The sequence below is a fragment of the Bacillus sp. LR_5 genome (assembly GCF_042709275.1).
This window is the reverse complement of the sequence record NZ_JAVAXX010000204.1, coordinates 1-11950: the sequence shown is the minus strand read 5'-3', so window position 1 is coordinate 11950 and position 11950 is coordinate 1. Positions and strand designations below refer to the sequence as shown.

Below are 11950 nucleotides of genomic sequence, written 5' to 3'. Positions count from 1 at the left end.
GCCTCACCAAGATGCAAAAAACCAACAATTCCCCCCTTATTTCGCAATTTACAACAAAACCACCGACAGGAAGAAATGTAAAACAAAGTTAATCTTTGACCGATATAAGAAGCAGAAGGGAGCCTGACACATGAACAAACTGATACAGCTTGCTTTATTTTTCACATTGATATTAACCGGTTGCTCGAATATCAGCACATCTTCCGAATCAAAAGTCGAAACTGTTAAGACAACTGCAGCATTTCCTCAAAAGGGGCTGGAGAAAGAGCTAAAAAAACTAAAACCCGTTTCATTGGACATGAAGTTCGAGAGTCCACTTGCTACTGAGTTAGGAAAGCGGAAGGCAAAAGAAGAAGCTGAAAAGCAAAGACAAATCGCCGCAGAGAAAAAGCTTGAAAAAGAGCGGGAGGCGAAACGAAAGAAACAGCAGGAGGAAAAAGCGGAGAGACAGCGATTAGCAGAGCAGCAGGCGGCGGAGAATCAGCGATTAGCGGAAGCAAAAAGACAAGCTGAACTTGAAAGACAGCGGCAGGCAGCAATCCAAAAAGAGCAGAAAGCGAACGCTGAGAAAAAGCGGCAATCACAGGCACAACGGCAGCAGACCGAGGCACCCTCATCTAATAGTAAAAATCCACCATCTTCCTCGAGTCAGACAGATAAAACCATTCAACAGCCAGCTTCAGAGCTTCCTGATGACGATGGTTATGGTTATGAAGAACGAAAAAAGTGGCATGACGATCAAGTAGAATGGGGCATTAAACAAGGGTATATCGATCCCGAAGACGCACCATAAAATAAAAAAAGCCAAGGCATTCAGCCTTGGCTTATCCTCCGATCAGCTGCACGAACACAGGGATGACCAGAACCGTTACCACTCCTACTACGACAACAGCAATACTTGCCAACGCAGCTTCAACTTCTCCCATCTCAATCCCGACCGCTACACCAAGTGCATGTCCGGATGTTCCAAGAGCCAATCCTTTAGAAATCGGATTTTTCACTTTAAACACCTTCAAGAACAATGCTCCGAGCGCATATACGATGACAGCGTTAAAGATGACCGCAAAGGCTGTGATGTCGCTGATGCCCCCGATGCCTTTTGATAAAGGAAGCGCAATTGCCGTTGTAGCCGCCTGCGGAAGCATGCTTTTCATTACGGCCGAATCGAGATGAATGCCTTTAGCGAGCAGATAAACAATCGTGACAGAGCAGATAGAGCCGGCAATAATGGAGGCCATGATTTGCCACCAGTATTTTTTAAGCTTATCTCTTTGTTTGTACAAAGGAATTGCAAATGCGATCGTTGCCGGTTCAAGGAAAAACTTAATGATCTCTCCCCCGTTATTATAATCCGCGTAGGAAAAACCGCCGATTTTTAAAAATGCGATCCCCAGCACCATGGCAACAAACAAAGGAGTGAAAAGGAAGAAGCCTTTCGTTTTCTTAAATAAAAAGGTGCCGATGCCGAATGCAGCAAGTGATACGACAATCCCAAAATAAGGACTCATTGTGCTTTCCATGTGAAGAACCTCCTGTTTCCCTTAATGGTGAACGAGTTCGTTATTGTTCTGCGGGCTTTGCACTGTTTTTGTTTTCATGTCCGCTGCGGTTTTGCGTTTTCCGCTCAGCGACAGAATCAGCTGAGAAAACAATCCCGTAGCCCCCAGCAAAATAATCGTTGCGAGCAGAATGACAAGAACAATTTGCAGGCCGTATTGCTGCATCACACCAAGCGAATTCATAACAGATATACCTGACGGAACAAATAAAAATCCGATCAGAGAGGTTAAAGACGTTCCGAGCGTTTCCACTTGTTCCAGTTTAATGACTTTCAAACATAATAGGAGAAATAATAAGACCAACCCTACAACCGATGCCGGGATAGGTATTGGGACAATAGCGGCAATCATATTTGAAACCAGCATAATGACGGCAAAAATAAATGCTTGTGTTAAAAACCCGTACACTTTTTTAGCACTCATTTTCTTCACCTCTTTCTCTTTGGTACCCTCATTATAAATAAGAATCCCCTGTTATAAAGCGCTTACAAGATAACATGCCGTATAGCGGGTCTGAGTTGCAGAATCAAATGGCTGAAATGCAAAAAGCCGCCCATCAAATATGGAGCAGCTTTTTCAATTCCTTCGCATATGTCCGGCTGACCGGTATTTTCGATCCGTCTTTCATGATCAGATTATACGTTGAATTAAACCATGGCTGAATTTCTTTAATATATTCGGTATTCACGACAAAGCTCCGATGGACGCGGATAAAATCAGAATCCGGCAGCTTTTTCTCAATCACAACGAGTGTATCGCTGACCGTATAAGAATGATCGAAGGTTTTTACATTGACATGACCATCTTCTGTTCCGGCATAGATAATGTCCTTCGTATCCACAATCACAATCGATTCCCCCACAGATAGCGCGAGCTTGTGCTGGCCGGCATGGCTGTTTTGCTCTGTTTCTACAATATCCCGATTGACTTTTTTATATTTTTTCAGCGTTTGCTGAATTCTTTCTTCATCGAAAGGCTTGGTTAAATAATCAAGAGCGTCCACCTCAAACGCTTTGAGCGCATACTGGTCATACGCTGTCGCAAACACAACAGCAGGAGGATGCTTCATTTTCTTCAATCGCTTTGCGATATCAAAACCGTTTTCTCCGGATAAATCAACGTCTAAAAACAGCAAATCAGGTTTTTGATCCATCATTTGGTCAAAAGCGGATTCGATATTTTCCGCTTCATTGATTTCCATTTCCTCATTGGTCCGCTTAAGCAAGTAAGCCAGTTCATCCCTTGCCAGCATCTCATCATCAACTATTAACACCCTGAGCATGTTCTTCTCCCTCTTTCATCTGTTGCATTGGCACTTGAAAGGAAACCTCTGTCCCTTTATGAACCTCACTGCTGATATGCAGTGCAGCCTGCTGTCCGAATAAACCGATCAGCCGCTGATTTAGGTTATAAAGCGCTGTACCGGTTCCCTCCTTAGACGGAAACGGTTTCTTTCCCAGTTCCGGCAAGACGTCCGGCGGAATTCCGCGTCCGTTATCCGCCACCTTCATATAGACGGATGCATCATCAGATAAGACACAGACTGTAACCTTGCATATGTCTTGTTTTTTCGGAAACGCGTGCCGAAGCGCGTTCTCGACAAGCACCTGCAAAACAAACGGAGGGATTTCAATCTGCTCCAGTCTGCTGTCGATATTAAGCTCAATTTTATATTTCCCGGGAAAACGCGCCTGTTCTAATGACAAATAGGCGTTAAGATGGTTCAGCTCCTTTGAGAGCGGAATCAGCAGCTGTCTCGCTCCTTGAAGGTTTGAACGAAAATAAACACTGAGCTGCAATAGGAGCTTACGGGTTTTTTCAACATCTGTACGGCATAGCGCAGAAATCGTGTTGATCGCATTAAATAAAAAATGCGGATTCACCTGTGCTTGAAGCGCTTTAATTTCAGCATCCTTGAGAAGTTTGCTTTGCAGCTCTGCTTCCCCAAGCTCAAGCTGTGTCGAAAACAGCATGGCCAGCCCCTCGGCAAGTTCCTCCTCTACCTGACTCAGGCCTGCCGGGCTTTTAAAGTACATTTTTAAGGTGCCGATTGTATTGCCGTTCGATGTCAGCGGCAGGACAATTGCAGCGTGCAAAGGGCATTCAGCATGCGTGCATTCAATCTCTTCCTGCGAAATCGCCTTCATAATATGCCCTGTTTTAATCACCTTTTTGGACAGCCCGGTGATCAAACTTTTCGATGGGATGTGGTGATCCATTCCCGCACCGACATGCGCAAGGATCTTTTCTTTGTCAGTGAGAGACACCGCATCTGTTCCTGTCAGCTTATGGATAATAGCCGCTACACTTTTACAGGAGTTTTCATTTAATCCTTGGCGAAAAAATGGAAGTGTCTGATCAGCAATCGTCAGCACTCGATGCGTTTCGAGAGCCCTTGCCTGTTCTTCCTTGCGAATGATCGCTTGAATAATAGACAGAAAAATAAAACTGCCTGTTCCATTGATGAGTATCATCGGAATTCCGATCATGCTGACAAGCTCCCAAGCGTCACTGAACGGCTTTGCCATCAGCAAAATAATGATCATTTGCAGTGACTCCATGCCGATTCCCACAAGAGCGGCGATGCGCGGTGTCGGCATTCGATATCGCTTCGTAAAATACCTGCCGATCAAGCCTGCAAGAACACCCGCTAAAATAGATGATACGGCACAGCTTAAAGCCGTGCTGCCACCGAGTGAAAAACGATGCAGGCCCGCCAGTATGCCGATCCCAGCCCCTACAAACGGACCTCCGAGAAGGCCCCCGATTTCCACGCCCAAAATACGGGTATTCGCGATAGAGCCCGATGGATCTATCGTAAACACCCAGTCATTGTTTACAATCATATTTCTTTGAATTTCGATGCCTGTATAATTGCTGATGATGCTGAAAAGAGAAAAAATTGAAATTAAAATCGCTTTTCCTTTATAGCCGTCCTGATTCTGAAGAGCTTGTCTGAAAAGTTTCGTATGGGCGAGAATGAACCCTAATATAACAATAATCCCCACTCTCTCCAGCATCATAATCATTAAATGAATCATTCATGTCACCTGTTCTTTCCGTTTTCATTCTAGCATGTTTTCGTTTTACGGCTGACTGTTTTTTTAAAATCGTCTGAAAACATATTTCACAAGGCTTTTATCTATTGTAAAATAAAACATGAGCCTTTTGGCAGAAAGATTTGAATCTGAAGCAGAGGAGAAGATCATGAAAGCCGTATTTTTTGATTTAGATGATACACTACTTTGGGACGAGAAAAGCGTCAGAACAACATTTGCAGAAACTTGCTTACAGGCGGAGAAAAAATATGGCCTTGCCCCTGAGGAATTCGAAGCAGCTGTTCGCGAAGCAGCGAGAGAATTGTACATGTCATATGAGACGTATCCATATACAGTGATGATCGGCATTAACCCGTTTGAAGGACTGTGGTCCAATTTCTCAGAGCCAATCAGTGAAGGCTTTCAAAAGCTGAACAAGATTGTGCCGGAGTACAGAAGAAATGCATGGACAAACGGACTGAAAGCGCTTGGGATCGATGATCCTGCATATGGCGAATACTTGGGAGAGTTTTTTGCGGCAGAGCGCAGAAAGCGCCCGTTTGTATATGATGAAACATTTGCTGTACTCGATCAATTAAAAGGCAAGTATGAATTATTGCTTTTGACAAATGGCGATCCGAGTCTGCAAAAGGAGAAGCTTGCCGGCGTACCTGAGCTCGCTCCTTACTTCAATGAAATCGTCATCTCGGGCGCATTCGGCAAGGGCAAGCCGGATGTTTCAATTTTTGAACACTGCCTTAAGCTGATGAATATTGAAAAAGACGATGCCATCATGGTCGGCGATAATTTGAATACTGATATTTTAGGCGCTTCAAGAGCCGGAATCAAAACCGTTTGGATCAACCGAACGGAAAAGAAAAACGAAACTGACGTAACGCCTGATTACATCATCAGCAGCCTTCATGATTTGTTTTCTATATTAGAGAAATAAAAAAAGCATGATCTCTTCAATGAGATCATGCTTTTTATTTTATTTTTTCGCTTCAGCTACTGCCTTTTTCACAAACTCATCAAGTGAAATGGTTTCAGAGTTCTGTTCTCCGTATTTACGCACGTTTACCGCTCCGTTTTCTGCTTCTTGGTCACCGACCACCAGCATGTACGGGATTTTTTGCATTTGCGCTTCACGGATTTTGTAGCCGATTTTTTCATCGCGGCTGTCGACTTCAACACGCAGGCCTTCACGTTGCAGGCGTTCCTGCACTTTTTTCGCGTAGTCTAAATGCACAGCCGGAGAAACCGGGATGACTTGGAACTGAACCGGTGCAAGCCATGTCGGCAGCGCGCCTTTGTGTTCTTCGATTAAGAAGGCAACAAAGCGTTCCATTGTTGAAACGACACCTCTGTGAATCACAACCGGACGGTGCTGCTTGCCGTCCTCACCGATGTATGTCAGGTCGAAACGTTCCGGCAATAAGAAATCAAGCTGAACCGTAGACAGTGTTTCTTCTTTTCCAATCGCAGTTTTCACCTGAACATCAAGTTTAGGGCCGTAGAATGCCGCTTCACCTTCTGCTTCGTAATAGTCGTGGCCGATTTCGTCCATTGCCTCTTTCAGCATGGATTGCGCTTTGTTCCACATTTCATCGTCATCAAAATATTTCTCTGTATCTTCCGGATCGCGGTAAGACAGACGGAATGTGTAATCACTTAAACCGAAGTCTTCATAAACATCCTGGATTAAACGGACTGTACGGATAAACTCATCCTTAATTTGATCCGGGCGCACAAAGATGTGTGCATCATTTAACGTCATTCCGCGTACCCGTTGAAGCCCTGACAGCGCACCTGACATTTCATAGCGGTGCATCGTTCCAAGCTCTGCAATACGAATCGGAAGCTCGCGGTAACTGTGAATGTCTTGTTTGTAAATCATCATATGGTGCGGACAGTTCATCGGACGCAATACAAGTGTTTCATTGTCCATTTCCATCGGAGGGAACATGCCTTCCTGATAATGATCCCAGTGTCCTGATGTTTCATACAGCTCTTTGCTGCCTAGCACAGGTGTGTATACGTGCTCATAGCCGAGGCTGATTTCTTTATCGACAATGTAGCGCTCGATGACGCGGCGGATTGTTGCGCCTTTTGGCAGCCAAAGCGGCAGGCCTTGTCCGACTTTTTGAGAGTTCGCGAACAGCTTTAATTCTTTGCCAAGCTTTCTGTGGTCGCGTTCTTTCGCTTCTTCTAGCATACGAAGATGCTCTTCAAGATCAGCTTTTTTGAAGAAAGCTGTACCATATACGCGCTGAAGCATTTGGTTTTTGCTGTCACCGCGCCAGTATGCGCCTGCAAGGCTTAACAGCTTAAATTCTTTGATTTTTCCGGTTGAAGGAACATGGACGCCGCGGCACAGGTCAAAGAATTCGCCTTGCTCATAGATCGAAACGGTTTCTCCTTCAGGAATCGCATCCAATAGTTCAAGCTTCAGGTCGTCGCCGATTTCCGCAAAACGGGCTTTCGCTTCTTCACGGCTGACTTCTTTTCGAACGATCGGAAGGTTCGCATTAACGATTTTTTTCATTTCTTTCTCGATTTTCGGCAGATCCTCCGGTGTAATCGCTTCGTCCATTTCTACATCGTAGTAAAAACCGTTTTCGATAACCGGACCGACGCCGAATTTAACATCCTTGTAGATGCGTTTAATCGCTTGAGCCAGCAAGTGAGCCGCACTGTGGCGCATAATTTGAAGACCTTCTTCTGAGCCTTCTGTAATGATTTCCACTGTACCGTCTTCATTGATCGGCGTTCTCAAATCGATTTCTTTTCCGTTCAGTTTTCCGGCTAATGATTTTTTCTTTAATCCCGGACTGATGGATGCCGCGATATCTTCTGTTGTTGTTCCTTTCGCAAACTCCTTGACTGCTCCATCAGGAAATGTGATTTTTACCATATCTGACATCTTTGTCACTCCTTTTTTTGCATATAAAAACCCCGCCCCCTATGAAAGGGACGAGGTTGAATAAACGGAATCGTGGTTCCACCCTTTTTTCCGCAAAGCCAATACACGGCACCTGCGGCTCTAAGCTCTGTAACGGGAGTTCCCGTCAGCCATTACTGTTCCTTTTCAAGAGGTTCACAGCTGAAGTTCAAAGGCGGTAAAGCGAATGGTCCTTAGCTGGGAAGCTTGCAGCCAGGGCTTCCCTCTCTTTGAGCCGGAATCATTCCTTCGTGTCCTTATCAATACGTGTGTCTTTCTTAATCTCCTATGTATTATAAATTGTTCAATCCAAAAAATCAACACGATCGCGTTTCCTTTTTTTAAACCGACAGCCTTATATAGACAGGCTGCCGGCCCTCATCCTTCCGAGTGCTTCACCGGTATTTCTGCATCTGTAAAAGCATGCAGCGGAAGCATTTCCACTCTCTCTTGAAATACGTTTTGAATGGTCCTTGCCATCATGTGCTCGGGCTGGTCGGTATAAAGCACGACTTCATCAGGCGCAATGGAAATCAGCGGCGCGAGCAAATGAGAATCAATATACATAGGATGATCCCGGACAAATCTTCTGTCTATGTATTTCATTTTTTCCCGTTCCGGCACATAGCGCAGCTCCCATAATGTAAAGGAACCATCATGGACAATATGCACTTTTTTGATTCGCGGCTGTTTGGCGTTTACATAGTCTCTGAGTGTTTGAATAAAGTTTTGATATTCCTGTTCCATCTTATATTCATCAATCGCTGCTTCTGTAATATCTCTCAGCTGCTTATAGTATGATCCAAGTCGGAAGGTCTGAAAGGAGCGAATGTAAAATACTCCTTCCTCTAAACAGATCGTTTGGAGTTCATCCAAAATAGATTGTTTCCGTGAAAGCTTCAGCGGCTCAAACGGAAGATCGGCTGCTTCACCTTCAATAATACTGTGTGCGAGCTGAAGGATTTGCTGCTGTTCATCCTGGTCCGTGAAACAATAAGTTTCCTCAATCAATGACAGCATATGCTCGTCTTCTTTGCATTCCAAAAAAAATTTGACCAGAATCGGCTCCATAAAACGCTGAATAGGAAAAGCCGGATTCGCTTTTTCAATCCCGATTTTTCGTATGCCTTCACGGACAATGATATTGTTCCGATCGTCCGAATGCTGAATGAGATGTAAAAAAGCGGCTGCATCATGGTCATCTTCAAAGATTATTTCAAGCATGTTTGTCCCCCCTTACGGCATCTGTTACAAGTATATGGGGGATGTTTTTAAAATAGACGTAAAGGTCACTGGCAAATCTTAATTTGATTCTTGGAACAAGTTTTGCATTTTCTTTCTGAAGATGAACGGCAGTGAGATAAACACGATATACAAAGCGAGCACCATAAAGAAAGCGGGCAGATTGCCAGCCAAAAAGCTCGCACCCAGCACATTAAGCGCAATCGTCCCAGGGATGATTCCCACAGCCGTTGCGGCAAAATACGGCAGCGCTTTGACATTGGAAAGGCCTGCCGCATAGCTGACGAAATCAAAATTGATCGGCAGGATTCTCAAAAGAAAGATATAGAAAAATCCGTTATCCTCCATTTGCTTCTGTATGGCTTCAAGCCTTTCGTAATGCCCGTTCTTTTTCGCCGAAAACAAACTGGCCGCAAAAAACGAAACAGCTGAAGCGCACATCGAACCGAATAACGTATAAAGCGTGCCGAGAAGCGGGCCAAACGCAAGTCCGCCAGCTATTGAAATAACAGACACCGGAAATAAAACAAGTGGCCTGACGATGGATATCCCGATAAACATCAGAGGTGCAAAGACTCCGAACGACAATACCCATACCCTGATTTCTTTCGGCGATACATTCAAATACGTTTTATTTCCCCAATAGAGTAAACCAGCACCTGCAAGCACTGCCAGCCATTTGACAGCCGTTTTTCGTTTCATACCCTCAGTTCCTTCCCCTTTGAACCGCAGCAATTATGGATGTCGGCGGTTTTCTCCGTCAAGGCGGATCGGAGCAGCCAAATATAATATCCGCTCCATTAATCTTGCAGCTTTTACTTCTTCTTTTTCTCCCCTCTGCGAATACGTAAAATGATGCTTCAGCTCGTCAGGTGAGAAATTAGAAGAAAAGAACGTTGGCAGCTGCTGGGACATTCTGTGCTGAAGCACCGTTCCGATGACCTCATCCCTTACCCAGCTTGTCATTGATTCTGCTCCGATGTCATCAAGCATTAATACGGGTGTGGTCTTTACCATATTGAGCTTCTCTTCCAATGTCTGGTCTTGCAGCGAATTCTTAAGCTCTCTCACAAATTCAGGCACATAAACAATCATGGAGGAATACTCTTTTTCCGCCAGCTCATTGGCAATTGCAGCGAGCATAAACGTTTTTCCTACCCCAAATTTCCCGTATAAATATAATCCTTTCCCTTTTCCCGTCTCATTATAGCTTTTCAGGAAGTCTGTAACATGCTGAAACATCGCGAGTCTGCTTGGGTCACTGATATCAACTTGCTGGAACGTCGCTCCGAGAAGATCCTGCTGGATATACATGCTTTTCATAAGAGACTTTTGTTTCTTCTGCTGGTCGAGCTTCCGTTTGACTGGACATTCATAATACTCGATATCAATAGACCGCCCATTGACAACAAGTTTCGGATGGTAGCCCTCCAACAAATTGTTGCAGTTTTCATCTTCCGAACAATAGGAGCAATTCTTGCTTTGTTCGATATATTCATAAAGCTTATTTAAGCTCTTTTCGATCATTTTTTGGTCAATCACTTCTTCGTTTTCCTTCAAAAATGCTTGAACATCTTGATCTTTCATGACTTTTTCCTTCATTTGTTCAAGACGTTTTTGGAAATCCGGCCTGCCGGTTACGCCCTGCAGTGAACGGCCGATTGGTTCCATCTATTCCTTCACCCCGCATCTCTGTCTTTAATAGGCAGAGTATTTTTTCAGTTTTTGCATTTCTTCCATCATCTTTTTCTTCTGTTCTTCCAAATCCTGCGGATGCAGCTTCTGCTGTCCGGATTCTGAATCGGACGCTGTTTCCTTTTCTGTCATCCAATCAGGAAGCTTTTCTTCACGAATCACTTTTTGGTTTCGTTTCGAAGACTTTGTTTTTCCTTCAGCCCATTCAAGATACTGGCGGTTTTCTTCTATTGCGAGCTTCATCGCTTCCCTGACCGTTTTTACCTTTTTGCGTGCCCAATGCGAAGCGATTTTTTGGATATAGTTTTTTGACAGCTTCATGTCGGTTTTCAGCATGACATAATAAATTAACACATTTGTGACGCCTGGCTCGAGCTTCTGTTCGAACATAATTTCTTCTATGATCTTCAGATCAGCTTTTGACGGCTCTGTTCCGTCAGCAATGTCCTGCAGAAGCTTCTTCGGGGAAATCGCCTCCAGCAATGCGATCAGCTTCCCATCCAGAGAATCCTCTTCTGCCGGTTTTTCGCCTTCACGCAGATGCACCGGCTGTGTTTTTTCCACCAAATCGGGCAGCTGTCCGTTTCTTTCAATTTGATACCAGTCGCTCGCCGCTTTTCTTAATGCCTCCGTCGTAATGACGTCACGCTCATCAATTGCGCTCATCACAACATTTTGCATTTGCAAAGGGTCAATTCCGTACAGATAAGAAAGCTTTTTGATTGTGTCCCGCACCTGCTGGGTCATCGCTTTTCTCGGTATCATCGTCTCAGAAAGTCCCGCTAAAAACAAATCAAAATCAAACACATCCTCCGTTATGGTGTAGGACGGAGACTGTCCGACAGAAGTATACTCGGACCCCTCGGCAAGCCTTACCGTTTCCTCCATATCGGATGTGAGCTTCCATTCACTCGGCTGCAGCGATTCAAACGCATGATTAAACGGACGTGTAATGTCCTTCGCATCTTCTGAAATGGCCGGGTGCGTAAAAAATTGTTTTAATTGCTGATATTTCGTTTTTCCGACCCTATTATACAGAAAAACATTCAGCATTCCGTCTTCAAAAAATTCATTTGGTCTGAGCGGCGGAAGGAGTTCATATATAAAGAGGCGCTCCTGCCGCTCGGATTCTTTCATATATACTTTCAGCAATCCGATGCCCTCGAGCTTCCCCTGTTCCTGATGGATCGTTTTTAAGTTGGACTGTGTCATCCCCATCAGCTGTCTATGTGTGGACTCTCCGCCCCACAGACGGTTTTGTTCAAGCTCTCCCCACAATGTCATATAAAGAGAGAATGCAACAGGGCCGATTAAGGGCTGGTACAGTTGTGTAATAATTTGTCTGTCAATATCCTGCAGCATCGATCTGCTTTTAACCACATACGGGTCTACAGGCAGTACATCTTTCCAATAGTCAGCCATACATTCTCAAACCTTCCGAATTTGTTTCTACCTTTCATTTTACACCGTTTCTT

The 11950-nt window shown here is 44.5% G+C and carries 11 protein-coding genes; 2 read left to right on the top strand and 9 right to left on the bottom strand.

Annotated elements, in window-relative coordinates; all coding sequences use genetic code 11:
- The first annotated feature begins 130 nt into the window (after positions 1 to 130).
- Positions 131 to 793, top strand: a complete 663-nt coding sequence (locus RAC86_RS27680; RefSeq protein WP_048654953.1) for a hypothetical protein — start codon at positions 131 to 133, stop codon at positions 791 to 793.
- 31 nt (positions 794 to 824) lie between these two features.
- Here RAC86_RS27680 and lrgB read toward each other — a convergent pair whose 3' ends face one another.
- The 4 genes from lrgB to lytS form a co-directional block, all read right to left on the bottom strand.
- Complete coding sequence (gene lrgB / locus RAC86_RS27675; protein WP_377886241.1) at positions 825 to 1520, bottom strand: antiholin-like protein LrgB; 696 nt, start codon at positions 1518 to 1520, stop codon at positions 825 to 827.
- Positions 1521 to 1541: 21 nt separating this feature from the next.
- The gene (gene lrgA / locus RAC86_RS27670; RefSeq protein WP_014477620.1) at positions 1542 to 1982 is read right to left on the bottom strand and encodes an antiholin-like murein hydrolase modulator LrgA; all 441 of its coding nucleotides are present in this window, start codon (positions 1980 to 1982) and stop codon (positions 1542 to 1544) included.
- 133 nt (positions 1983 to 2115) lie between these two features.
- Entirely contained in the window at positions 2116 to 2841 is a 726-nt protein-coding gene (gene lytT / locus RAC86_RS27665) for a two-component system response regulator LytT (RefSeq protein WP_015251493.1), read from the bottom strand.
- On the bottom strand, positions 2819 to 4600 hold the full coding sequence (gene lytS, locus RAC86_RS27660) for a two-component system sensor histidine kinase LytS (protein WP_003229477.1): 1782 nt from the start codon (positions 4598 to 4600) through the stop codon (positions 2819 to 2821). The genes lytT and lytS overlap by 23 nt, the downstream gene beginning before the upstream one ends.
- Before the next feature lie 166 nt (positions 4601 to 4766).
- Here lytS and RAC86_RS27655 point away from each other — a divergent pair, with 166 nt between their 5' ends.
- Positions 4767 to 5549: an HAD family hydrolase gene (locus RAC86_RS27655; protein WP_377886239.1), complete on the top strand. Its 783-nt coding sequence runs from the start codon at positions 4767 to 4769 to the stop codon at positions 5547 to 5549.
- 39 nt (positions 5550 to 5588) lie between these two features.
- Here RAC86_RS27655 and thrS read toward each other — a convergent pair whose 3' ends face one another.
- The 5 genes from thrS to dnaB all read right to left on the bottom strand — a co-directional run bounded on the left by thrS (position 5589) and on the right by dnaB (position 11897).
- On the bottom strand, positions 5589 to 7520 hold the full coding sequence (thrS, locus tag RAC86_RS27650; RefSeq protein WP_087614656.1) for a threonine--tRNA ligase: 1932 nt from the start codon (positions 7518 to 7520) through the stop codon (positions 5589 to 5591).
- A gap of 396 nt (positions 7521 to 7916) precedes the next feature.
- The gene (gene ytxC, locus RAC86_RS27645; protein ID WP_048654956.1) at positions 7917 to 8762 is read right to left on the bottom strand and encodes a putative sporulation protein YtxC; all 846 of its coding nucleotides are present in this window, start codon (positions 8760 to 8762) and stop codon (positions 7917 to 7919) included.
- 78 nt (positions 8763 to 8840) lie between these two features.
- Positions 8841 to 9482 (bottom strand): TVP38/TMEM64 family protein, encoded by a 642-nt coding sequence (locus RAC86_RS27640; RefSeq protein ID WP_377886238.1) that lies wholly within the window; start codon positions 9480 to 9482, stop codon positions 8841 to 8843.
- A 33-nt stretch (positions 9483 to 9515) separates the two neighbouring features.
- Positions 9516 to 10451 (bottom strand): primosomal protein DnaI, encoded by a 936-nt coding sequence (dnaI, locus tag RAC86_RS27635; RefSeq protein ID WP_014480531.1) that lies wholly within the window; start codon positions 10449 to 10451, stop codon positions 9516 to 9518.
- 27 nt (positions 10452 to 10478) lie between these two features.
- The gene (gene dnaB, locus RAC86_RS27630; RefSeq protein ID WP_015251489.1) at positions 10479 to 11897 is read right to left on the bottom strand and encodes a replicative helicase loading/DNA remodeling protein DnaB; all 1419 of its coding nucleotides are present in this window, start codon (positions 11895 to 11897) and stop codon (positions 10479 to 10481) included.
- Between the last annotated feature and the right edge of the window lie 53 nt (positions 11898 to 11950).